At 69.4% G+C, this 22,200-nt stretch carries 31 protein-coding genes; 7 read left to right on the top strand and 24 right to left on the bottom strand.

Going from position 1 to position 22,200, the window contains the following annotated elements:
* Positions 1–88: 88 nt before the first annotated feature.
* The 17 genes from N912_RS0127780 to N912_RS0127700 form a co-directional block, all read right to left on the bottom strand.
* On the bottom strand, positions 89–544 hold the full coding sequence (locus tag N912_RS0127780) for a single-stranded DNA-binding protein (RefSeq protein WP_028924972.1): 456 nt from the start codon (positions 542–544) through the stop codon (positions 89–91).
* Between the two features lie 275 nt (positions 545–819).
* Positions 820–1,581: a hypothetical protein gene (locus N912_RS0127775; protein WP_028924971.1), complete on the bottom strand. Its 762-nt coding sequence runs from the start codon at positions 1,579–1,581 to the stop codon at positions 820–822.
* A 35-nt stretch (positions 1,582–1,616) separates the two neighbouring features.
* A complete protein-coding gene (locus tag N912_RS63805; protein ID WP_156994073.1) occupies positions 1,617–2,129 on the bottom strand; it encodes a hypothetical protein in 513 nt (170 codons plus the stop codon).
* Positions 2,126–2,683, bottom strand: a complete 558-nt coding sequence (locus N912_RS0127765) for a hypothetical protein (RefSeq protein WP_028924969.1) — start codon at positions 2,681–2,683, stop codon at positions 2,126–2,128. The genes N912_RS63805 and N912_RS0127765 overlap by 4 nt, the downstream gene beginning before the upstream one ends.
* A complete protein-coding gene (locus tag N912_RS60765) occupies positions 2,683–3,090 on the bottom strand; it encodes an SsgA family sporulation/cell division regulator (RefSeq protein ID WP_051580869.1) in 408 nt (135 codons plus the stop codon). The genes N912_RS0127765 and N912_RS60765 overlap by 1 nt, the downstream gene beginning before the upstream one ends.
* Positions 3,091–3,191: 101 nt before the next feature.
* Positions 3,192–3,824 (bottom strand): GGDEF domain-containing protein, encoded by a 633-nt coding sequence (locus tag N912_RS55025; RefSeq protein WP_051580868.1) that lies wholly within the window; start codon positions 3,822–3,824, stop codon positions 3,192–3,194.
* A gap of 2 nt (positions 3,825–3,826) precedes the next feature.
* Positions 3,827–4,531 carry a hypothetical protein gene (locus tag N912_RS0127750; RefSeq protein WP_028924968.1) on the bottom strand — a complete coding sequence of 235 codons (705 nt, stop codon included), beginning with the start codon at positions 4,529–4,531 and terminating at the stop codon, positions 3,827–3,829.
* A gap of 83 nt (positions 4,532–4,614) precedes the next feature.
* Positions 4,615–4,968, bottom strand: coding sequence for a WhiB family transcriptional regulator (locus N912_RS0127745; protein WP_051580867.1), 354 nt, complete (start codon positions 4,966–4,968; stop codon positions 4,615–4,617).
* Positions 4,965–5,171, bottom strand: a complete 207-nt coding sequence (locus N912_RS0127740; RefSeq protein WP_028924966.1) for a hypothetical protein — start codon at positions 5,169–5,171, stop codon at positions 4,965–4,967. The genes N912_RS0127745 and N912_RS0127740 overlap by 4 nt, the downstream gene beginning before the upstream one ends.
* Positions 5,172–5,226: 55 nt before the next feature.
* Entirely contained in the window at positions 5,227–5,856 is a 630-nt protein-coding gene (locus N912_RS55020; RefSeq protein ID WP_156994071.1) for a Pycsar system effector family protein, read from the bottom strand.
* A 230-nt stretch (positions 5,857–6,086) separates the two neighbouring features.
* A complete protein-coding gene (gene traB, locus N912_RS60760) occupies positions 6,087–8,186 on the bottom strand; it encodes a plasmid transfer protein TraB (RefSeq protein WP_156994069.1) in 2,100 nt (699 codons plus the stop codon).
* Between the two features lie 121 nt (positions 8,187–8,307).
* Positions 8,308–8,664 carry a plasmid transfer protein TraA gene (gene traA, locus N912_RS60755; RefSeq protein WP_156994067.1) on the bottom strand — a complete coding sequence of 119 codons (357 nt, stop codon included), beginning with the start codon at positions 8,662–8,664 and terminating at the stop codon, positions 8,308–8,310.
* Positions 8,665–8,710: 46 nt separating this feature from the next.
* On the bottom strand, positions 8,711–9,478 hold the full coding sequence (locus N912_RS0127720) for a hypothetical protein (RefSeq protein ID WP_028924965.1): 768 nt from the start codon (positions 9,476–9,478) through the stop codon (positions 8,711–8,713).
* Positions 9,475–9,729 carry a DUF6197 family protein gene (locus N912_RS0127715; RefSeq protein WP_028924964.1) on the bottom strand — a complete coding sequence of 85 codons (255 nt, stop codon included), beginning with the start codon at positions 9,727–9,729 and terminating at the stop codon, positions 9,475–9,477. Before N912_RS0127715 ends, N912_RS0127720 begins: the two co-directional genes overlap by 4 nt.
* On the bottom strand, positions 9,726–10,025 hold the full coding sequence (locus tag N912_RS0127710) for a hypothetical protein (RefSeq protein ID WP_028924963.1): 300 nt from the start codon (positions 10,023–10,025) through the stop codon (positions 9,726–9,728). Before N912_RS0127710 ends, N912_RS0127715 begins: the two co-directional genes overlap by 4 nt.
* Positions 10,025–10,267: a hypothetical protein gene (locus tag N912_RS55005; RefSeq protein ID WP_156994065.1), complete on the bottom strand. Its 243-nt coding sequence runs from the start codon at positions 10,265–10,267 to the stop codon at positions 10,025–10,027. Before N912_RS55005 ends, N912_RS0127710 begins: the two co-directional genes overlap by 1 nt.
* Positions 10,267–10,572 (bottom strand): hypothetical protein, encoded by a 306-nt coding sequence (locus tag N912_RS0127700; RefSeq protein WP_028924962.1) that lies wholly within the window; start codon positions 10,570–10,572, stop codon positions 10,267–10,269. The genes N912_RS55005 and N912_RS0127700 overlap by 1 nt, the downstream gene beginning before the upstream one ends.
* Positions 10,573–10,687: 115 nt before the next feature.
* Between N912_RS0127700 and N912_RS55000 the strand changes: the two genes are divergently transcribed.
* The 3 genes from N912_RS55000 (at position 10,688) to N912_RS62400 (ending at position 12,468) form a co-directional block, all read left to right on the top strand.
* Positions 10,688–11,032, top strand: coding sequence for a GntR family transcriptional regulator (locus N912_RS55000; protein WP_084211259.1), 345 nt, complete (start codon positions 10,688–10,690; stop codon positions 11,030–11,032).
* 194 nt (positions 11,033–11,226) lie between these two features.
* Positions 11,227–11,991: a helix-turn-helix domain-containing protein gene (locus N912_RS62405; RefSeq protein WP_245645439.1), complete on the top strand. Its 765-nt coding sequence runs from the start codon at positions 11,227–11,229 to the stop codon at positions 11,989–11,991.
* Positions 11,992–12,468, top strand: coding sequence for an NUDIX hydrolase (locus N912_RS62400; protein ID WP_037066773.1), 477 nt, complete (start codon positions 11,992–11,994; stop codon positions 12,466–12,468).
* On the opposite strand, the gene N912_RS62395 is transcribed toward N912_RS62400, so the two are convergent.
* From N912_RS62395 to N912_RS0127680, 3 genes are all read right to left on the bottom strand, one after another.
* A complete protein-coding gene (locus N912_RS62395) occupies positions 12,456–12,983 on the bottom strand; it encodes an HD domain-containing protein (protein ID WP_342670879.1) in 528 nt (175 codons plus the stop codon). The two genes, N912_RS62400 and N912_RS62395, sit on opposite strands and share 13 nt — an antisense overlap.
* Before the next feature lie 66 nt (positions 12,984–13,049).
* On the bottom strand, positions 13,050–13,604 hold the full coding sequence (locus N912_RS0127685; RefSeq protein WP_169747958.1) for a hypothetical protein: 555 nt from the start codon (positions 13,602–13,604) through the stop codon (positions 13,050–13,052).
* A gap of 7 nt (positions 13,605–13,611) precedes the next feature.
* Positions 13,612–14,178 carry a hypothetical protein gene (locus N912_RS0127680; protein WP_156994063.1) on the bottom strand — a complete coding sequence of 189 codons (567 nt, stop codon included), beginning with the start codon at positions 14,176–14,178 and terminating at the stop codon, positions 13,612–13,614.
* A gap of 308 nt (positions 14,179–14,486) precedes the next feature.
* Here N912_RS0127680 and N912_RS60750 point away from each other — a divergent pair, with 308 nt between their 5' ends.
* Positions 14,487–14,960, top strand: a complete 474-nt coding sequence (locus N912_RS60750) for a hypothetical protein (RefSeq protein ID WP_051580862.1) — start codon at positions 14,487–14,489, stop codon at positions 14,958–14,960.
* A 573-nt stretch (positions 14,961–15,533) separates the two neighbouring features.
* On the opposite strand, the gene N912_RS0127665 is transcribed toward N912_RS60750, so the two are convergent.
* Positions 15,534–16,043 carry a hypothetical protein gene (locus N912_RS0127665; protein WP_156994061.1) on the bottom strand — a complete coding sequence of 170 codons (510 nt, stop codon included), beginning with the start codon at positions 16,041–16,043 and terminating at the stop codon, positions 15,534–15,536.
* Between the two features lie 424 nt (positions 16,044–16,467).
* On the opposite strand from N912_RS0127665, the gene N912_RS0127660 reads away from it, so the two are divergent.
* On the top strand, positions 16,468–16,791 hold the full coding sequence (locus tag N912_RS0127660) for a hypothetical protein (protein WP_028924956.1): 324 nt from the start codon (positions 16,468–16,470) through the stop codon (positions 16,789–16,791).
* Positions 16,792–17,001: 210 nt separating this feature from the next.
* Here the strand turns inward: N912_RS0127660 and rpmF are convergent, their stop codons facing one another.
* A complete protein-coding gene (gene rpmF / locus N912_RS62385) occupies positions 17,002–17,193 on the bottom strand; it encodes a 50S ribosomal protein L32 (RefSeq protein ID WP_425415321.1) in 192 nt (63 codons plus the stop codon).
* 587 nt (positions 17,194–17,780) lie between these two features.
* On the opposite strand from rpmF, the gene N912_RS0127650 reads away from it, so the two are divergent.
* On the top strand, positions 17,781–18,287 hold the full coding sequence (locus N912_RS0127650; protein ID WP_211261415.1) for a hypothetical protein: 507 nt from the start codon (positions 17,781–17,783) through the stop codon (positions 18,285–18,287).
* Here the strand turns inward: N912_RS0127650 and N912_RS0127645 are convergent.
* Positions 18,284–19,351 carry a permease gene (locus N912_RS0127645; RefSeq protein ID WP_211261414.1) on the bottom strand — a complete coding sequence of 356 codons (1,068 nt, stop codon included), beginning with the start codon at positions 19,349–19,351 and terminating at the stop codon, positions 18,284–18,286. The two genes, N912_RS0127650 and N912_RS0127645, sit on opposite strands and share 4 nt — an antisense overlap.
* Positions 19,352–19,373: 22 nt before the next feature.
* Complete coding sequence (locus tag N912_RS0127640) at positions 19,374–20,885, bottom strand: MFS transporter (RefSeq protein WP_037066764.1); 1,512 nt, start codon at positions 20,883–20,885, stop codon at positions 19,374–19,376.
* A 148-nt stretch (positions 20,886–21,033) separates the two neighbouring features.
* On the opposite strand from N912_RS0127640, the gene N912_RS0127635 reads away from it, so the two are divergent.
* A complete protein-coding gene (locus tag N912_RS0127635) occupies positions 21,034–22,176 on the top strand; it encodes an EstA family serine hydrolase (RefSeq protein WP_028924951.1) in 1,143 nt (380 codons plus the stop codon).
* Positions 22,177–22,200: the final 24 nt, after the last annotated feature.

Genomic DNA, 22,200 nt, shown 5'->3' with positions numbered 1-22,200 from the left:
TGGAGGTGGGTGGCCCGGAAGTGCTGAGACGCGGGGTAGGTCTGTCGGCTGTGCGCGTCCCAGCGCCCCCGGGCCGGGTCGAGGGGGGTTAGAACGGAGGTTCGTCGCTGCCCGGAGCGTCGGGCTGGGCGGGTGCGGTTCCCCACGGGTCGTCACCGCCGCCGGTGTTCGCGCCGGTGCGGGTGGCCTTCTTGACGGCGGCGGTGGCCCACTTCAGCGATGGTCCGATCTCGGTGACGTCAAGTTCGAACACGGTGCGCTTCTCGCCCTCGCGGGTCTCGTACTCGCGCTGCTTGAGCCGCCCGGTGACGATGACCCGGTTGCCTCGGTTCAGCGATTCCGCGACGTGCTCGGCGGCGTCGCGCCAGATCTGGCAGCGCAAGAACGTCGCCCCTGCATCGACCCATTCACCGGTCCGCCTGTCGAAACGGCGGTCGTTCGCGGCCACGGTGAAGTTGGCGACGGCGTGTCCGTTCGGGGTGTAGCGAAGCTCGGGGTCGGCGGTCAACGTGCCGGCCACGGTGACCTCTGGTAATCCGGCCATGACAACTGGCTCCTTTCGGTGGTAGTGCGCGATGTGGGCGAGTTCCTTCATGCGGCGGTAGTGGTGTGGTTGGTGATCAGGCGGGCGATGTGTTCGGCGACGGCGGGCACGACGGCGTTTCCGAGGGCTCGACGTCCGTTCCAGGCCGAGGTCCAGGCCGCCGATCCCGGCGAACAGCGACAGCACAGCGGGCACCGACCCGCCCTGGGGTGGGCCAGGTGTCGGCCTATCCTCCCGGCGTGCCATGACGGGCGCCGGTGCTGGTGAGTGGGTGATCACGCGGCCTCGCGCTGCCACGGAGTCACGGGCGGGAGTTCGAACACGGGCGCGGTCGGGACGTTCCACACGGCGGTCCCGGCCGCGTCGGCCTGGGTGCGGACGGGCATGAGGTAGAGCCAGAGCCGCGCCACACCGGACTCGCCGATGGTGATTCGGACCGGTGCCTGCTCGCCGGCGAGGACCTCGACGCGCACGTATTCGCCGCGCCGGCCGAGCGCCGCCGCGCGGGCGAGCAGCTTGGGGTTGAGGGTGACCGGCTGGTCAGTCCGTGGGGTGTCGCGGTACTTGTCGGTCACCTTGGTGATGTTGGGGAACCACTCGCAGTAGTTGACGAAGCTGAACGCTGTGCCCTCGGCTGCCGCGATGCGGCCGGTGAAGGTGTCGGTGCTGACGGAGACCTGGTCATCACGGCCGCCTCGGCGCCGTGTGAGTGGCCGGAGCATGGCTCGGACCTGCGTGACCTGGGCGTTGGTCAGCATGAGCCGACCCTCGAACGTGCCGGCGTCCAGCGGCACGTGTGCCTGGACAAGCATGAACCGGTCGGTGGCGGTGGCGACCAGCACGGGCGTGCCGTTGTAGGTGTCGGTGTGGAGCATGACCCCGCAAATGCCCGGCAGGGTTTCGTCGGTGGCCGCGCCCCGGGCGGCGTCGGCAAGAAGTCGGTCGAGATCGTGCGCGGTGAGAACGGCGGTAGCGGCGGGCAGGCGGTCGAAGTCACGCGCGGCGAGGACGGTGCTGATGTTGACGGTGGTGTTCATCTCGAAGCCTTCTGATCGATGTTCTGGTCTGGTGCTCATAGGGCGTGTCCGGCGAGTTGGCGGGCGCGGGCGAGTCGAAAGGTGAGGTGGTCGACGCGGAGGCCGTTGCGTTCGATGAGCGCGGCGGCGCGTTGGTAGGCGCGCTGTTCGGACAGGCGGACGCGGTGGGTGGTGCGGAGGCGGTGGAAGTTGTCGTAGTCCTTGGCTGCTCCTTGGGCGCCCCACTGATGGGCGTGTTGGTCGTCGAGGTCGAGGTAGAGCTGGCCGAATCGGGTTTCGGCGGCGTGTCCGGCCAACGCGCCGATGAGCCATGCTTCGACTTGTTCCGGGGGTGTTCCGGGGTTGGGCTCGGATTCGCTGATGCGGCATCGGCCGCCGTTGAGTCCACCGAAAAGTCCGAATTCGAGTCGTACCCATTCGGGTCGGATCCCGTGGACGATGAAGGCGAGGCCGTGCCCGATTTCGTGGGCGGCGAACCGCAGTCGGGCTCGGGCCGATTCGGGCCAGGTGTTCAGCGCGTGGGTGATGTGTTCGTTGCGCTCGTTCACTGGACACCTGCCGGCGGTGGGAACGCCCCACCGTTGACGTGGTGGGCGTGGTGGAGTCGCAGGGTGAGCCGGTCGAGAAGTCCGCCGTGGCGGTCGAGGTAGATGCCGGCGCGGTGGAACGCCCAGTCCGGGGAGATGTGGCGTAGGCCGAATTTGCGGCGGAAGTAGTAGAAGTCGGTGTAGTCGCCTTCGGCCCAGTCCAGGCCGTAGCGGAACGCGGCGGAGTGGTCCATGCCGAGGTAGTGCTGGCAGAACCGGACCTCGGCGGCGTGGCCGGCCATGGTGGCGATTTGGCGGGCGAGTTTGCGTTCGCCGCTCCAGCCGAGTTGTTCGGCGTCGTGGGCGTCGTCGCCGTAGTGGCAGTACCCGGCGAGTCCGGTGAGCTTGAACCTGAGTTCGACGTAACGGACGTCCCCGCCTCCGGCGAGTTCGAGCAGCGCGTGCCCGATTTCGTGCGCGCAGATGGCGAGTTGGCGGTGTCTGGAGGTTGCGGTGACCGCCTGTCGTAGTTGAGCGTTGAGGTCGGCGAGCGGGTTGGGCTGGGTTCGGAGCATCAGGTCGCCTCCTCACCGGGCGCGGCCGTGGGCCGGGCGAGGAGTCGGGCGATTTCGGCGTCGATCCCGGCGCGCGCGGTGTCGCGGGCGTCCGGGAAATGCGCCTTGGTGGCCTGCAGGAACTCCCACAGGTCGCGACGGGTGACGATCAGGTGCGCGCAGCGGGCATTGCGCCTGCCGTAGAGCCGGATCTCGATCTGGTCCTCGTCGTCGAGATCGCGGGCGGTGACGGGCTCGATGCGCACGTCTCCGGACCCTGTGGGGATGTTCAGGCCGGACCACAGCAGGTCGCGGGCGAGCAGCCAGTCGACCGGGCTGGTGCTGTGGGGGATCGACAGCGTGACCGCCCAGGGGTCGGTCGGTTTCCACGACACCGTCACCCAGTAGTCGTTGCCACGGCCGCTCATGTCGATGAAGAAGATGGGCAGCCGGCGTCGTATTGCCCTCCGACGCTGGGGCTCGTCGGCTGCGGTCGTGTGGTGTTCGTCGTTCGGGTTGTGTGGGGGCATCAGGCGGCGTCCTCACCGGGTGTGGGCGTGGGTCGGGTGGTGGCCGGGTGCGGCCAGGTGGTGCGGTAGCTGACGCGTTTGGCCTGGTACATGTCGTGATCGGCCTTGGCCAGCAGCGCGGCGCGCGACAGCCCGACAGCGGGGAGCACGGCGGCGCCGACCGAGGCGGTGACGGCCAGGCGGTGCCGGCCGGCCTCGACCGGCATGGCCAGCGCGGCGCGGACGTTGTGACCGCGCCGGACGGCGTAGACGTGCGCGTGCTGGCGGGTGGTGTGGTGGCCGAGCCAGAGCGCGAACTCGTCACCGTGCAGCCGGATCGCCATCTCGCCGGGGCCGGCGATCGCGGCCAGCCGCCCGGCGATGACCTGTAGGACGGTGTTGCCGACCGCGTGGCCGTGGGTGTCGTTGATCGCCTTGAACCGGTCCACGTCGATCATCAACAGGCCCACGTGCCGGCCGGGGCGGGCTCGGCGTGCGGCGCGGCGTACCAGCACGGTGAGGGCTTCGCGGTTGGGCAGCTCGGTCAGCTGGTCGGTGCGCAGCTGGCGGGCCAGCCTGGCGGCGTGCCCGGCGGTGGCCAGCCACCCGGCCGAGCAGGCGGAGAACACGACGGCGGCTGTGGTGGTGTCCATGGTCACAGCGGCACCTTGTTCGGGTCATATCCGCGTCGGCGGAGCCGTTTGACGGCGGCTTCGGTGTGCACGCTGGTGGTCTGGAAGTAGTCCTTGGCCAGGGTGGCGGCGCGCGCGATCCGACGAGCGAGAGCTGCCGCCTCGGTGAGGCGCTCGACGACGTGAGGGTCACCGGCGGGTTCGTCGTAGCTGGCGGCTTGTTCGTCGGCCGAGGACGCCAGCAGCGCCGCGATCTGGCCGATCTGGACACAGAGCTCGGCGAAGCTGACCGCGGCGTTGTGTAGACCCCCGGCCCGGTGGGAGTACAGGTGGGAGCGGTGTTGGTCGAGGACGGCCAGCGCGGTCTGGATGCCCTTGGACGGCGGGTCGCGGTGCGGGTAGGGCTGTGGTTGTTGATCCTGGTGGGTCCGCCGGATCCGGTCGCGCACGGCGTCGGTGTGCTCGGCGACCGTGACCAGGGCGTGGTAGCACGGCGCTATCCGTGTAGTGGCCTGCCCGAACCCCTCCGACGCTTCCCTGAAGCACAGGGCGAGCCGGTGATCCCGGGGCAGCCGGCTCATGGCGATCTCTTGGGCGGTGATGGCGGCGCGGCTGGACAGGTCCGCGACCCGGCCGGTGAACTCGGCCAGGCTCTTCGCGGTGGTGTCCAGCTCGGTGATGGAGGTGATGGGTGTTCGGCGGAAGTGCAGGCAGGCCTCGTTGAACATCGCTTCGTGCTCCTCGGCTGGCGGTCAGGTCAACGGCGCTGGCGGGACGGGTCGCGGTGGGGTGGCGACCCCGGGGCGGGTCCTCAGGCCGCCGGCCGGTTGGTCTGGTCCTGGCGGTGACGGCGGCGGATGGTTCGGCGCTGGCGGGGTGTGGTGCCGCCCCAGATGCCCTCGATTTCGTGGTTGTCCAGGGCGGTTTGCAGGCATTGGTCGCGGACTGGGCAGCGTTCGCGGCAGATCCGCAGCGCGGCCTGGGCGCTGAAGTACGCGGCGGGGTCGCCCTTCTCCGGCCACCACGCGTCCGGGTGGGCAGCCTTCGCGCAGCTGGCCTCGGCCGTCCAGTCCGGTGGGCGGGCGATACCGAACAGGTCGAAGATGTTCAGGTCCTCCCCCGGCGCGGGCCGGCGGGTAGAGAGCTTGCGCACGGGCGGGTTCACCGGTCCGCCATGAACTGGTCGAGCCCGCCCTCGTAGTGGGCGTCCACGCCCTTGAGGACCATCGCGTCGGGCATCTCTTCGAGTTCTTCGATGTCGCGGTGGTAAGGCCAGCAGTCCTCGACCCAGTAGCGGGCCTCGGCGACCAGCTGCGCGTCACGGGCCAGGCCCTCGTAGTAGTGCCGTGGCTTGAGCTTCTTGTGCATCGGGCAGTCCCTCCTGGTCGGAGCGAGCGCGGGGCGGTGTTCCCGGGCGCGTGGGTCAGGCGATGAGGGCGGCCAGGGCGAGCAGGGGCAGCCCGGCGACCAGCAGCGTGATGGCGAGGTTGGTGCGGCGGAACTTGGCCGTGGCGAGCGTGGACAGGTCGGCCAGCCGGCGGGCCTGCACGTGGATCTGGCAGCGCGGCGGCAGGTCGAGCTGGTCGATCAGCGCCTCGGGGTGGCGATGCAGCCGCGCCCACCGCTCGAACCCGTGGTCCCCTCGCAGCCGCGCGCGCAGCGCGTCGAGCAGGACGACGACCGCGCCCAGCAGCGGCACGGTGGCCAGCACGAGCACCACGGCGGAGAACCCGCTCAGGCTCGCGCGCGTGGCCAGGACCAGCGCGGCGGCCAGCGCGGCGCCGAACAAGCCCAGCAGGCTGGTGGCCTTGGCCTCGCCCTGCCGGATGGCCTCCAACGCGGTCTGCTGCCCGGCCCGGATCTCGCGTAACAGCGCCCGCTCGCGGCGCCGGCGCGCGCCCTCGGCCCGCTGGTCGGCGGCCTCGGCGTCCGGGTCGAGGAACTCGTCCAGCTCGACCGGGGTCACCACCTCCGGCGGCGGGTCACCAGCCGGGTCGTTGTGCTTGCCGGTGCGGCGGCGGGGTCCGGGAACGGGGGTCACTCCTGAGGGCATGACACTCTCCTCAATGGTTACTGTGTGTAGCTGTGTGGGGGTGTGTAGGGCTGGGCCGGGGTGGTCACCCGGCCTTGTGAGGGGTTGATCGTTTAGGGGGTTTCGCGCGCGCACGCCCGCGCGCACGTGCGCGCGCACGCGTTGAGCGCGGGGTGAGCGGGTGCGTTAGACGTCTGACGCGTGCGCGTCACGCGCGTCAGGCGGCCCGCGCCCACTCACCCGCGCGCCCGTCACGCTGCGTTACGTTCGTGTCGGGTGCGGACGCGGTAGACGGTGGCGTTGCCGTCCTGGCCGATCACCTCCAGCACGCCGGCGTCGGCCAGCCGGGACAGCTCCCCGGACAGCCACGACCGGCCCCGCCCGAACAGCTGCGCGGGCTCGGGCAGGTCCCGGATGGAGAACTCGGTGAGCCCCTTCGCGGCCTGCCGGTTGACCAGCTCGCGCAGCTTCGCCCGCGCCTCGGCCCGGGTCGGGCGGCTGCGTGGCAGGGCGGCGTCGGCGATGTCCGGGTCCTCTGGCAGCTTGGTGTCACCGTCGCCGGCCAGGTCGGGCTCGGGGTCGGTGGGTAGCCCGAACACGGCGGCGTCCAGGTCGTCGGGTAGCTCGGCCAGCGCGTCGAGGTCGGTCGCGTCCGCGAGCTCGGCCGCGCTCACTCCGCTCGCCGGGTCGTGACCGCTCTCTGGCCGGTGCAGGCCTGGCTGGTTGGGGTCGGGCAGGGTGGTGATGGACACGACGTGATCTCCCCCTTGCTGGTCACCCGCCTGGCCGGCGGGCTGGTTGGGGCGGATGGTGGTGGTGCGCACCGGGCGCGGTGGCAGGCCGAGCGCGGCGGCGGTCGTGCCGAACAGGCGGGCGCGGATGCCGGCGTGCGCGGCGATGGCCTGGATCAGCCGGTCGGTGTCGCGGTTGAAGGTGCGGGCGGGCATGGCCAGCCGCTCCTCGGGGATGCCGGGTGCTTCGAGGTAGAAGCAGCCGGGGCGGCGGTTCTTCCACCGGTCCGGGCGGGCGCCGGCGTCGATCACCTCGTCGGACAGGCAGAACGCGGCGTCGTCGGGGTCCTTGACCCCGAAGCACCAGCCGGCGCCGAGCTGGGCGCGGATGTCGGTGTTCATCCGCCGGAACGTCGAGCGCTGCTGCGAGAGCGCCAGCGCGAACCCGGCCGAGCGGGCGGTCTCGGCGATGGTGGTCAACGTGGCGGCGTCCTGGAGGACCTTGGAGGCCTCCTCGACCCACAGCACCACATACGGCATGCCGAACCGGTCGTAGACCTCGGGTACCCACTGGTCATAGCCCCACTGGCCGAGCTGGTGGGCCTGCGCGGAGATCGCCGCGGGCACCTTACGCACGAACGCCTGGCACTGGCGTTCGCCGATGATCAGGTGAGCGGAGTCGTCCGGGAGGAACCCGGCTGTCTGCTCACCCTTGGACGGGTCGAGGATGACCAGCACCACATCGCGGCGGGTGAGGATCTCCGCCCACGTGAGCTTGCCCGCCTCGGACTTGCCCGCGCCGTTCATGCCGTTGATCTGCACATGGGTGGCGTTGCGCTTGGCGCTCGGGTCGCCGGGCAGCCACAGCCGCACCGGCTCGTTGTCCTCATACAGCCCCGGCACGATCGGGTCGGTGATCGACCCGCCCGGGTGCGACGGCCCCGGCCACGGCTGTGGGGTGCGCAGCACGTCGGTGGGGACGATGGTCATCGTGGCCTGGGACAGGTCGTCTTGGTTGGGGGTGACCCGGACCGAGCCCTTGTGCAGCCGAAGCCCCTGGGCGAGCTGGTCGGTGGCCTTCTGCACGTCTTCCACCGACGCCTCGCCGGCGGGCAGCGACAGCGGGACGGTGACCTTGTTCGACCCGGGCGCGGCCTCGACCTGCCCGGTGCGGACCTTGGCGAGCCCGACCTTCTCGAACAGGGCGTTGGTGCCCTCGTCCTCACCCGAGCGCAGCGCGTACTTGATGTTCCACGCCAGCGCCAACGTCGACCCGCCCAGCAGCCACACCCAGAACAGCAGCGGGTCGGCCGGCCCGATCACGGTGGCGACCAGGAACCACAACCCCCCGATCGCCACCGTCGCTGTGGCCATCCACCGCGTCGACGCGCCCCGCGCCCGACCCAGCTGCCAGGTCAACGCCGACAGCCCGGTGCCCAGCAGCACCAGGAACGCCGACGCCCACGGCACCCGGGCGGGCGCGCCCAGCCCGGAGTGCAGGAAGTACCCGATCGGCCAGGTCACCACCAGCCCGGCCCACTCCGCCGCGTACGGGGCCACACGCGAGGCCCAGTACTTACGCGGCACGTAGAACCCAAACTTGGCCTCACCAGTGGGCACGAAGTCACCGCCACCACCGCCAGCGCCACCGCGCTGGTCTCGACGGCTGAACAGCTCCATCCGGACAATCCCTCCAGGTAATCGACGTCGGCCCACTGGTGTGGCCGGGCCTGGGCGCTGGCTACTGGTCGTTGATGTCGAACTTGCGGCGGGTGCGCTGGCCGCGCTGGTGGATCTCGGGCATGTAGTGCTTGCGGAACGACAAGTAGGTCCGCACCAGCGACGCCGCGGTCACCTCGGCCCCGTCCGCGGCCCGCCGCATGTGGTTGGCCACCAACCGGGCGCGCACCTTCGAGTCCTGCCCGAACACGTGCGGGTTGCTCGACGGCAGCTCCCGCAACACCATCTCCAACTCCTCGGCGGAGACGTGCAACTCGTGGAACAGCGGCCGGACGAAGTTGCGGGCGCGCTCGCAGTACTCCCGGATCATGCGCGGGGAGAAGAACTCCGGCTCGCCCAACCTCTGCTGCTCAGCCATCTACATGCTTCCCTTCAACTTGGCTATCGGGGTCTGGGTGGGTTGTTCAGGCGGCGGTAGCGCCGCCGGTCCGTGGGGTCTCAGGAGCGGCGTCGGCGTCGAGGCGGGAGCGGGCGGCGTCCAGCGCTGCCCGAGCGGTTCCGTAGCGCACCCGCAGCCGCTTGGCTGCTGCCCGGTAGGAGATGCCCTGCTTCCCGCCCGAGGCGGCCCGGGCCTGGCGCTCCAGCCGCTCGGCCCGATCCACCAGCGCGTCCTCGTCGGACGCACCGCGACTGGCCGCAACCGGCACCGGCCCGTCAACGCCGCCAGGGCACTCGGGGGCGGGCAGCGCCCGCGCGGCTGGAGCGTCGAGCACCGGTCCAGGCTGCTGCTCGCGGGGGGACGGGTGGGAATCCGCGGAAGCGGTCCGGGAAGCGGCGCCGTCGCCGGTGCTTCCGGTGCGTCCGGTGCGCTCGGCGAGCACCAACGCGAATAGGTGCGACAGCGACCAGGCGAGCATCACCGGACCCGCGCCCACCGCGACCGCGACCGGGCTGGGCAGCATGCCGGTCGACAGCCCGTACCAAGTGTTGAGCCCCAGTGCGGTGCCACCAGCCTGGATGAGTACCGTCCACGCCCAGCGCCGTACCCGCCCGCTCACGCCTGGGGTCATGGCCTCGTGCAGCGCGAGCAACGTAGCCACGTCATATGAGATGGCGAACACCACCGCGAACGGCACACCCAGCTGCGGAGCCACCGAGGCCACCTGGCCGTGGAACGACAGCGACAACGCCCCCAACATCACCGCGAACAACAGCAACCGGCGCACCTTCATCGCTGGTCACCACCTTCGGCCACCTCGGCGACCTCGATCAGGTCCGCGCCGGTGCCGCGCCCGGACAACGCGGCCGCCGACCGGAGCGCGCCGGCCACCTCGATGGCGTCCCGGTCGGGGTCGTCGTTCCATCGTGTGACCAGTGACCCGAGTACCTCGGACTTGCCGACCTCGCGGCCGGACACGCGGTACACCTGAGAGCTGTTGACCGCGAGCCTGTCGGCGACCGCGATCTCGGTCGTCGTGCTCATCGGCGCACTCGCCGACGTCGAGCCCGCCCGCGCCGGCGTGGCACCTGGTTGCGGATGGTCACGGTGCCTCGCTCCATGGAGCGCATCGAGCCCTTGACCACCGCCGCCCACAGCCGCAGCGACCACAACGCCCACAGCCCGTCCAGAACAACCAGCAGCGCAAACAACCCCGAGGGCAACAGCCCGAAGTACGTGAACAGCCAGGCCACGCCGAGCACCAGCGCGGGCCAGAACATCAGCCGCACCAGCCCCCAGGCCAGGGCGAACGGCCACAGCAGGATCGAACGAGTACGCATCACGCCGCCGCCTTCCCACTCAGCGCAGACGCGCGGCGACGCGCACGACCCGCCTCCAACACGAACCGCGCAGCATCCGAGCCGGCGTCCCCCATCACCGGTCCCCTGTCGAGCAGGTCGGCCGCCACATGCTCAAGCAGCTCGGCCTTACGCTCGTACCAGGCCGCGACATCACCAGCCGGCGCACTCGGGCGCGGTGCCGAGCGCATCAACGCGCCGATCTCCGCCAACACCCCGGCCATCACGCCGCCTCACCCGCATCACCACAGACTGGGCGGTCAGCGCCCTCGCCACGAACCAGCACCAACAGCCCTGCCGGCGTGCGACGCCGAGGCGGGCGGATCTGTGCGCGCTCCGCCTCCGACATCGACAACCACGACGTGGGCTCCTGGCGTAAGCCGGTGCGGCGAAGCTCGGCGCCGACGTCCCACTGAGCTCGGGTCGTGGTCCGGAAGTCCATGCCATCTCCGCAGTCACGCGCGAACGTGACGTCGTCGGTTGCGTCGATGAACTCGCGGGCGTGCTTGCTGAGGCGAACGGTCTCCATCGCGTGAGTTCCTCTCGAACCACTCATGGCACATTAAGGTGCCACAAGGTGCTTTGGTTGGCAAGGGGTGCTTGTGGTGCTGTGTGGTGGCCTAAGCGGGCTGTAGTCTTGGCGGGTGGCGATCGATCAACGGAGCGCGCAACCGCTCAGCGTGCAGGTCAGAGACGATCTCCGACGTCGGATCACGGCTGGCGAGTTCACAGTTGGCCAGAAGATCCCATCGCTCCGAGCGCTCTCCGCTGAGTACGGCATCGCCGAGCTGACCGTGCACGCGGCGGTCAAGGCCTTGCAGCACGAGGGGATCTTGGAATCTGCTTCGGGTCGTGGGACGTTCGTTCGTACCCTGCCGACCGAGACCCCCGACGACACCGATGTGCATACCGCGCTCGACGCCCTGCGGTCCGAAGTCGCCGATCTGCGCAGCAGAGTGGAGGCCATCGAGCAGGAGCACCAGTCGTAGCTCGCTAGACCGTGCGACTGGTCCAGATCTCAACGTTCGGCCTCGCGCTCTTGGCAACCACCACGTGTCTCGCATGCATTAATGGGACCGCGAAGCCGAGGACGGTTACACCGCACCTCGCGGGATCGTTCCAGACGTCTCAGCGACGGACGAAATGTCTGCAACGTCCCCAGGACGTCCTCAAGTACGTCAAGATGGATGACGTGGCGAACGATCGACTTCGAGCAGCGATCCACGCCAGTGGCCTGACCATCGAGGACGTCTCCAGCCGGGTGGGAGTCGACCCGAAGACGGTCGAACGCTGGATTGGTGATGAGACGCGGACTCCACATCGGACCAACCGCATCCAACTCGTGCAGTTGCTTAGTGTGGATGAGGTGCACCTCTGGCCGTCGCTCGCTGGCGACGTGCGGACACGTCCTACCAGCGAAAGCGAGCTAGTGCACCTCTATCCGACCCGGTCAGCCGTACCGTTCGACATCTGGACCGAACTCATCCACTCAGCACACCGCGTAGTCGATGTACTTGTATTCTCAGGCCAGTTCCTCGTCGAGCAGCACAATCTCCTACCTGTCATTCGCGCGAAGGCGGCGGCCGGTGTGCGATTCCGGTTCGCCGTTGGCGACCACACCTCCGCCGCCGTAATCCAACGCGCTCAAGAAGAGGGGACCACTGGCGGCCTCGAAGGACGTGTTCAGATGATGCGGCGTTACCTGCAGGAGGTGGTTACCTTACCGAACGTCCAGGTTCGCACTCATGGGACCATCCTCTACAATTCGATATATCGTTTCGACGACCAGGCATTGATCAATGGGCACGCTTACGGTGCCCTCGCTGGCCAGAACCCAGTTCTACATTTGCGACGTCTTGATGGCGGACTAATGTGGGAACACTATCTTGAGTCGTTCGAGCGAGTATGGCAGCTCGCCGTGCCCGAAACCCGAGAGGGAAGCAATTAGATGGCCCGAGTTGACTACTTCAATGACCCAAATGCGCCAGCCATCAACAGCGTGGTGCCTTCCGTTACGGTTGCCGTGCAGAACGAGTTCGGAGCCTTGCTGCTTATTCATAAGATCGATAATGACTACTGGGCACTTCCGGGAGGCGGGCACGATCCCGGAGAAAGTATTGTTGACACGGCCGTCCGCGAAGTCAAGGAAGAGACAGGGGTTGACGTCGAGATTACAGGCCTGATCGGCACGTACACCGACCCGCGACATGTGATGAAGTACGACGATGGAGAAGTTCGACAGCAGTTTTCACTCTGTTTCAGAGGTCACGTCATTGGCGGTAATGTTCGAAAGGATGGCATCGAAACTAAGGCCGTTGCATGGGTCGAAGGAAACAAGATCCGCGAACTCAGAATTCATCCTTCAATGCGCCTGAGGATCGAGCACGCGCTCGACGAGACGCGCACTGGCCCCTACTTGGGCTGAGCGTTCCGCATGCGACGGAACGTTCGTTCAATACTTTCGGCGAGTACGGGTTGGGCTCTCAGCCACGCTCGATGCACTGGGTCATCAGGGGAATAACGCGACAAGATCTCACTGATTCGCTCTTCGTACGTTACTGCCTCACCGCCGGGACCTGTTGTTAGATCAGCAGTTGCCAACGCGTCAAGACTAGGTGAGTCCTCGAATGGAAAATCGGCAAGTAGTTGCTTGGAAAGTCCCCGCTCGATTGCCTCGAATCGCGCTCCGGAGTGATGCGCAACGAGTTGCACGACAAGGGGTGGCCAGCCAGAATCTCGTAGATATCGCGCTCCATCGAGCGGGTGAAATCGCGTGTGCCCGATTTCTGGCGAGTACCCGATGTCATGCAGCCAGGCTGCGGCGACCAAGTCGTCTCGCTGGTCCGATCGGACTGCGGCAGTCAAACCGGTAGCTCTGGCCGCGACTGCCTGAACATGCAACCAGCGCCTACCGAGTGGGGCGACAAAGTGCTCTGCCACCCGTACCGCCTGCTCAAGTGTCACGACCGTCACGCTACCCTCAGAACTCCGGCTTTCGCCGTATCGCTAGTCGACGAGGCCGGTTGCGATGACGGCGAACATCTCACGGACCGAGCCGGGGCCGATGAAGAACCGCTCGGCGGCGGCCAGGTGCTCGACGAGGCCGGGGACCTGCTGGGTCATCACGCCGGCCGCGGCGCGCTCGTTCGGGACTCTCCCGCGCTGGTCGTTGTGGTCGCGGTTCCACTCCTCGACGATGTCGGCGAGCAGGTACACCGCCGCGAGCAGCCGCTCCAGGGTGGCCTTCACCCCGGGCTCAGGCGAGCCGATCTCGACGACCTGGTCGTCGTCATCGACCTGTAGCTGCCAGCCGCCGGCCATCATCGCCAGCCGCAGCACCGGCGCCCAGCCCGACAACCGCAGCAGCCGCGCCCACAACTCCTCCCCCACGTACGGGGGCGGCGTCCGCGTCGGGCAAGGCACGGCGCGCATCAGCTGCTCGGCGATCGCCGCCTCCAGGTCGGTGGGCTCCCACTCGTAGGACCGCAGCTGCTTCTCGGCCAGGTGCATCCACTCCAGCGCTCGTGCACGCCGCGCCGGGAAGTCCAGCTCACCCATCACGCCGGCATCATCCCCGGTCGGGAAGAAGGGGCCAGGTGGGCCAGTCGGTGGTGATCAGGAGCTGGTCGGGTCGCAGCGCGTGGGATCTGTGCAGCTCGGCCATCGGCACGCTGCGGTCGCCGAGTTCGAGCATCGGATCGAACGCGTCACCTGTCCGGCTGTCGTCGTGGTGGGCGGCGATCACCTCGGCCGCGCGACGCGCCAGCTCGCGCCACCGCTCCGGCTCCCCGCTCACACACAGCGCCCGGCCAACGATCTCAAGTCCAGGCTGGTGGCCGATCGGTCCCAGCGAGGCGCCGTTGTGCACCAGCGCCCGCGCCGTGTCGGGGGCGAGTAGCACGCTGATCAGCTCCAGCCGCACCCGCACCAGCCCTGCCGGCGACGGCGCGGCGGCGGGCTTGCGGCTGAGCCGGCCGGCCGCCTCGATCGCGTAGGCGAGAAGCAGCTCAACCAGCTCCGCCTGCCGCTCGGCGGGATCGCCCGGGGGCCACCGCGAGGGGAACACCCGCTGGTCCCACGCGGTCAACGCCTGAGCCCATGCCCGCGCTGAGGTCCACTCCGTCCAGAGCGACATAGCCGTAAGCCTGGCAGAACGCCGCCCCCCGCGGGGCCACTTTGCCGAAGCACCCTGCACCAACGCGCCCGTTGCTGGGTCACAGATGTGCGGCACCCCTAACTCCTGTTTTCGGCCCGTTTTCAGACATGGCCCCCGCAAGATTCTCGCGCGGAAATGCGGCCGAGCGGTCGTTGGGTGAGCGCGATGGCACGCTCGCGGAGGGACCTCCCCTTATACACGGGGCGCACAGTGCGACCCTCTGCATGCCCTGATCAGCGGTTTCGCGCGCCACTGGTCCGCCATTCACCCCGCCAACGAGCGGCGAGGTGGATGGCGGGGTGGATGGCGGGGTGGATGGCGGGGTCACTGGCGCGGTGAATGGCGTGCGCAGGCTGTCGGGCCAACCGCACTGGCCAGGCCGGTTGCGGCAGCTCGGCACCAGGAGCATGATGTCGAACGTGTGTTCGATTGAGCCAGGCTGGGAGGTGCTTCCTTCGGCGGCCGCCGACGCCCCCGTCCAGCTGATCGCGCCACGCGCGCAGGCAGTATGGGTCGACCTGGAGAAGTTGGTTCCCCCCGATCCCGAGATCCGGGGACAGGCCGTAGTCGGTGGCCTCGACCTGTCCGGTCGAACCCAAGGGGTCCTGACCGGCTGGCGCCGCAGCTGCCGTGGCGACTGGGTCGGGGTCGTCGACTTCCACGTCCACTACGCCAACGGCGGGACAGAGTCAGTGTTCTGGCGACAGCAGCTCGTGCCGGCGTACGCCCTGTCCCCGTGCGAAGATCCGGACGCCCTTTGATGACGTCCAGACCGACCGAAGTCTTGGCGCAGCCCCGCCTGGGAGAGACTTGGGAGACGATCTTGAAATCCGGGGCCATCACCACTGCGGTAAACCAACACAGACCAACGTCCCGACCTGCATGTTCGACCTCAGTACCAGGTGCCGAGGCCAGCCGAACCTTGTTGACACGGAAGAGGTCACTGGTTCAATCCCAGTATCGCCCACCAGCAGGTACGCAGGTCAGGCCCCTTCCGTGATCGTCCGGACGGGGCCTGACCTGTATGTGCCTGACTAACTGCCTGACTGCGCTCACCGGCAGGATCCGGTCCATCACCGTCGCGCCGTCGTCGACCACGGGGCCGCAGCTGTGCCGTAGCTCGCGCGGTGTCCAGTCCGCGCCGACCAGGCCGGCCGCGTCCACCACCTTGCGGAAGGCTCGCCGGACGTTGCCGGCGTCGAGCGCCGACCCGTAGCGAGGGATACGGCCTACCGATCACGTCTCCTGGCAGCTCTCCGCCCAAGAGAGCGAAGGGTGCGGGTCACTGGGAGGCGCTCTCCCTTCGCTCCCTTGCCGCTCCCTTGGGGTCGCTCTCACTCGGATTCGGCGCCGTCATGGCGCACCTCCAGGTCTGGGCCGTGCATGCGCCCTAAGCGGTCATCGAACAACGCGAGGGTGCCCCACTCCCAGTCCGGGATCATCGGATAGGCCACCCCTCGCTCAGTGACCAGCCACGCGATGATCCGCGTCCACTTCTCATCGACCCCCCTGCGCACCACGCGCCACCCCGGTTCGGCCGGCAGAACGCTGACTACGAACCTCTCGGCATGCCGCAGGCCGACAAACCCCGGCACGTCACGAGCACGGCACAACACCGCGCGCTCCGCGTCCACCACCATCGCGTCCCCGTCGGCATCGAACGACTCGACATCTCGCTGCTGGGCAATCACCCGGCCATCAGAGAGCGTGGTCCGGTAGTTCGCCACCCAACCGGTAGGTGTGAGTTCCATGCGCCGAGCATGCAGCACTACCCCCGCCTCGGCGGGCCGAATCGAGTAACCACCGGCCCGACTGTCACCACCGACCGAGGCGACGACGGACACCGCCTCGATGGGGGCGTGTGGGCCTCAATGGAAGGAGCATGCACCACGACGCCGACGAACCCGGGCGGGCCAGGTACGCCTCGGCCTCTTCGACGTTCACCGTGCCTCCCGTCCGTCCCTCGTGACGAATTCGCATTCGGTAAACGAATAGAGTGCACCGCAATACGCATTGTTCGTCAAAACACGGACGGCCGGTAAACACCGCGCTCAACGTTCGAGGCTCCCGAGGCGGCGATGACGGAAGACGTCGGCCACCTCGCGTCGCCGATAGGGACCACCACCCGAAGGAATGGTTCGTCACCCGGCGGGGATCACTCCACGAGGTAATTTTTGGAAGTGGCGGTGAACCTTATGTGGACAACTCGATCCGAACGGCATTAGATCTGCCTCCCCGGTTGAGGTGAGAAGCCACCTCGACTGTCGAATGGAGATGGGACTGATGATTCGTAAGATCGGGCGACGGGCCGCCGTTGCGGTTGTCGCGATCGCCCTGGCGGCCAGCGGGTCCGCGCTGTTCGGAGCCACCGCGCTTGCGCATGGCAAGTCCGGCGGCAAGGGTGGCCAGCACCGCGACAACTACGTCGTCGTCATCGGTGGTTCCGGCGGCAAGGCCGGCACCGCGGAGGGATGGTGCCTGATTGCGATCGCCGGCGGGATCGGGATCCTGGGCAACGGCTCGGGCGACGGCAACATGCAGTGCAACGCCTCGAGCTCCGGCGGGTCGGGCGTGACCGCCGTGAGCTACTGATCCAATAACGACGCCTCGACGGTGAGGCTGGTAGCGGCCCCCGGATGCATCGGGGGCCGCTACCCCAACGGCCGGATGCCATTTGTGTCAGGCTGATGACCCTGATCGCCGAGAACGACATGTGCGGCAAAGAGAGAACCAATTCCGCGGCTGGGACGGCGCGCGCCCGCGCCTTTCCAAATCGGGACGCGGGCGCGCGCCGGGCGGAGATCACGCGGGGTCGATCACCTGGCGGCCCTTGTACTGGCCACAGGCCGGGCAGGCCATGTGCTGTGGCTTGGGCTCGCCGCAGGCCGGGTTGCGGCAGCGGGTGAGCCGGGGCGCGGAGATCTTCGCGTTCCACCGCGCGCGGTGGTGCCTGACCCTCGCGCGCGACTTCTTCCGAAACATTGAGCTGGACACGGTGGTTCCCTTGGTCGAGGTGGACTGGTTGACGGGGCCGCGAGGTTCGGCGGATCCCGTCCCACCTCGGGCCTGATGACCAGGGCGACATCGACGGAACTGAGGGTGAGCGCACCCACGAGGGACTCCTGGATCGTGGTTCGAGCAGAGCACGCCAAAGCGGCCCCATCGACGCGGACGGGGCCGGGGCGGGGTAGCTAGGACGCCTTCGGCGTCTCGGAGCACTCGGGTGCCACGGGCGCACGGTAACAGGCGGCCCACGCCCGAACGCAAACCACTTTCACCGAGGACGAGCGGCGCGCAAGGGTCACCGGGGCCGGCGGGTTCATCGGCGGGCACCTGGTCACCACATCGTCCGGGCCGTCAGGCCCTCGGCGTCGGGTGGAACGCGAGCAGCCTACGACTCGTAGGTGTCGGTCGCGCCATTGGTGTGGGTATACGCCAACTCGGGATGACACAGCTCCGCCAGCCTGTCGAAATTGCCGGCCACCACCGACTCGAACCGCTCGTTCTCCAGCCGCGCAATCGTCTCGACATCGCCACTAGAATCCGATACATGCAAATAGCACGGGTCTCTGGATAACAAGGTGAGTGAGCTACTTCTCATCGGCGGCCGGTCCGGTGTCGGCAAGACGAGCGTGGGATACGAGATTCACGCGCAGCTCGCTCGCCTCGACGTCAAGCACTGTCTCATCGAGGGCGACAACCTGGACCAGGCACACCCGCCACCCTGGGAGCACAGCCTCGCGGAACGCAACCTGGCCGCGATGTGGACCAATTACCGGGCGATCGGGTATCAACGGATGATTTATACGAACACCGCCAGCGTCCGGGTCGTCGACGAGCTGACGACGGCAATGGGCGATAATCCTCGGGTCACCGCCGTATTGCTGACGGCGACGGACGCGACAGCGCGTCACAGGCTGAGCGGCCGCGAGATAGGAAGCGCGCTGGAGTGGCACGTCGAACGCAGCAACCTGGTCGCGCGCGAACTGGACGAGGTCACGCCCGAATGGGTGCACCGCGTCGCCACCGATGGTCGCGGCGTTACCGATATCGCGCGCGAGGTCATCGGCCTGACCACATGGGCCTAGTTCGTCACCAGCGACAACATCGCGCCGCCGAGCACGCCCGCGACGATCACCAGCACGGTGGTCGCCACCGTGGCCCGCCAGCCGAAGCTCCGCGCCACCATGGCGACCCCGGGCGCGCTCACAGCCGGCAGCGTGATCAGCAGCGCGCCGAGCACGCCGGTCGACACCCCGATCAGCGCCAGGCCCTGCGCGATCGGGATCTCGCCCGCGGTCGGGATCACCGCCAGCGTCCCGACCACCGCGACCACGAGCACGGCGAGCACGCCGGCCGCCAGCCCGCCCACGCCCAGCAGCCAGCCCCGGAACGCGCCGACCAGCAGCACCATCACCAGGTACTCCGGGACGAGCACGAGCGCCAGCTTCGACAACGAGCCCACGAACCGACGGGCGATGCCCGCGCCGCCTGCGACCGGCTCGGGGTCCGGCGGCACCGGCACCGGCGCGCGCCCGGGCCGGTCGGCGACCATCGCCACCAGCGCCGCGCCCGCGAACACCGTCAACGCACCGACGACCAGGCGGGTGGCCGTCCACTGCCACGGCGCCACCAGCAGCAGGAACACCAGCACCGCCGGGTTGAGCAGCGGGTTGCCCAGCCAGTACGCCACCGCCGCGGCCGTGGACACGCCGTTGCGCCGCAGCGTGACGGCCACCGGCGCCGTGCAGCAGGTGCACATCATCGACGGCGAACTCGCCACCCCGCCGGCCAGCGCGCTGGCAAACCGTCCACGCCGGTTCAACGCCCGCAACAGCCAGGCCCGAGGCACCAGCGCCTGCAGCGAGGCGCTGATCAGCAGCGCGGCGACCAGCGCCTTCCACACCGCCGACGCGTACGCCCAGAGGAACGACACCGCCGCGTCCCAGCTCGGCGGGTCGCCGGGACGAACCCCGCCGGTGGCCAGGATGTTCGACCCGGACCAGCCGTGCGCCCGACCGGTCTCGACGGCCTTCGCCACGTACGGGAACCACTTCGACCACAGCAGCACCGCCACGAACACGACCACCGCCAGCACCACCGCGGCGACGGTCGCGCGCGGCGCCCGGTCCCTCTGAACGAGCGCGCTCACCTCCATACCGTAGACAAGCGGCTCACCGCCTGCCCGGCACGACGTGCGTCGGCGGCCCCTCCACCCCGCAGTGCAGGCACTCCCCGGGGCGGGGAGCCTCAACCATCGCGTCCGCCGGGGCCCCGGCGAGCACATCGTTGCGGATGCCGACGGCCAGCGCCCCTCCGACCAGGCACAGCCCGGCGCAGATCCACATCGCGGTCCGCCAGCCGTCGGTCAGCGCGACGGGGTCGGTGTAGGCGGCGCCGGTCAGGCCGGCGGCGGCCGGCAGCGCGGCGACGGCGAGCAGGCCGCCGGTGCGCCCGATGGCGTTGTTCACCCCGGACGCGACGCCGGCGTAGCGGTCCGGGGCGGCGGCCAGCGCGGTGGCGGTCATCGGGGCGATCACCAGCACCAGCCCGATGCCGAAGACGAGGATGGCCGGCAACACGGTGCCCAGGTACGTCGCCCCCGGCGAGACCCGCGCCATCAGCGCCATCCCGGCCGCGACCACGGCCGCGCCGCCGACCACGAACCAGCGCGGCCCGAACCGCTGGGCCAGCCGCCCGGACAGCGCCGAGAACACCAGCAGCAGCGCCGGGGTCGGCAGCCCGGCCAGCCCGGACGCGGCCGGCGAGTAGCCCAGCGAGACCTGCAGCTGCAGCATGAACAGCACCATCACGCCCATCAGCGCCGCGTAGACGACGAACGACACGACGTTGGCGAGCACGAACGTGCGGTCGGCGAACAGCCCGGGCGGCACCAGCGGGTCGCGGGCGCGCAGCTGCCTGACCACGAACGCGGCCAGCGCGGCCACGCCGAGCACGGAGGCCGAGGCCACCAGCGGGTCGAGTGGGCCGCGCGCGGGCGCCTCCACCAGCGCGCCGGTCAGCCCGGCCAGCCCGACCGCGCCGAGCACCGAGCCCAGCAACTCGGGCCGCCGACCCCGGTCGGCGTCGCACGAATCGGGCACGTACCGCACGACCAGCCACAACGCCACCGCGGCCAGCGGAACGTTGATCAGGAACGCCAGCCGCCACGACCACACCTGCACCAGCAGCCCGCCCACCACCGGCCCCACCGCGCCGCTCAGCCCGGTCAGCCCCGACCAGGCGCCGATGGCCCGTGCCCGGTCCCGCCGCTGGAACGCCGCCTGGATGATGGCCAGCGCGCCCGGGGTGACCAGCGCGCCGCCGACGCCCTGCAACACCCGCGCGGCGACCAGCATCTCCGTCGAGACGGCCAGCCCGCAGAGCACCGACGCGACCCCGAACCAGACGATCCCGACGGCGAACACCCGACGGCGCCCGTAGCTGTCACACAGCGCGCCCGCGATCAGGATCAGCGCCGCCAGCGCGAGCAGGTAGCCGTCCAGGATCCACTGCAACCCGGCCACCGAGGCGCCCAGCTCCTCGCCGATCCCGGGCAGCGCCACGTTGATGATCGTGCTGTCCAGGAACGCAAGGCCGGCGCCGAGCACCGTCGCGGCCAGTACCCCGCGCGCGGCCGGGCTCCCCCACTCGATGCCGTCGCCGGTCACGGACTCCCCCGCCATGGTTCACCACGGTCGTCCTCGCGGCGTTACGAATCAAGCCGTGCGGACCAGCTTGTGCCAGATGATCAACGGTGCCATGCCGATGGGGTTGGGCGGTGATGCCGACTCGGCAGTGCGCCCGCACCGACAACTCTGGTGGGATGCGGCAATGGCCGAACCGCTCGTGCAGGGGCTGTGCAGTGATCGTTTCTCCGGCGTGCGGGAGGCGCTGGCGGCGAACCTGGCCTCCGGTGAGGAGCTGGGGGCGTCGCTGGTCGTGGACGTCGAGGGCGAGACGGTCGTCGACCTGTGGGGCGGCTTCCAGGACGAGGCCCGTGCCCGCCGGTGGACCGAGCACACCATCGTCAACGTGTGGTCGACGACGAAGACCGTCACGAACCTGGCCGCGCTGATGCTGGTCGACGACGGCGAGCTGGACGTGCACTCGCCGGTGGCCAGGTACTGGCCCGAGTTCGGCGCGCACGGCAAGCAGGACGTCGAGGTCCGCCACCTGTTGGCGCACACCTCGGGGGTCTCCGGCTGGGAGCGGCCGTTCACCACCGAGGACCTGTACGACCGGGAGTACGCCACCGCGCGGCTGGCCGCGCAGAGTCCGTGGTGGCCGCCGGGGTCCGCGTCCGGCTACCACGCCCAGAACCAGGGCCACCTGGTCGGCGAGCTGATCCACCGCATCACCGGCGACACCCTCACCGACTTCGTCGCCAGCGACATCGCCACGCCGCTGGGCGCGGACTTCCAGATCGGCGCGCGCGAGAAGGACCTGCACCGGATCGCCGAGATCGTCCCGCCGCCGCCGTTCGACCTGTCCGCCCTGGACCAGCGCAGCGTCGCGGCCAAGACCTTCACCGCTCCGCCCCTGAACGCCGCCGCCGCCAACACCGACGCCTGGCGGCGCGCCGAGCTGGGCGGGCTGAACGGCCACGGCAACGCCCGGTCGGTGGCGCGCATCCTGTCGGCCGTCACGCTGGGCGGCACCGTCGACGGCGTCGGGCTGCTCTCCCCCGACACCATCAAGCTGATCTTCGAGGAGCAGGCCGACGGGGTCGACCTGGTGCTCGGCCTGCCGCTGCGCTGGGGCATCGGCTTCGGGCTGCCCCGGCCCGACACGATCCCCTACATCCCGGACGGCCGGGTCTGCTTCTGGGGCGGCTGGGGCGGATCGATGATCATCATGGACCTCGACCGGCGCCTGACGATCTCCTACATGATGAACCGGATGGCCCCCGGTGTGATCGGCTCCGGGCGCAGCGAGGCGTACACCCGCGCGGTCTACGAGGCCGTTGTGAAGTAGGGCGTGCAAAAACCGCCGGCTGCA

This window comes from Actinospineispora acaciae DSM 45401, from assembly GCF_000620785.1.
In the GTDB taxonomy this organism is placed as follows: domain Bacteria; phylum Actinomycetota; class Actinomycetes; order Mycobacteriales; family Pseudonocardiaceae; genus Pseudonocardia; species Pseudonocardia acaciae.
Note: the sequence above shows the minus strand (reverse complement) of the source record. Positions and strands in the feature narration are given on the sequence as shown.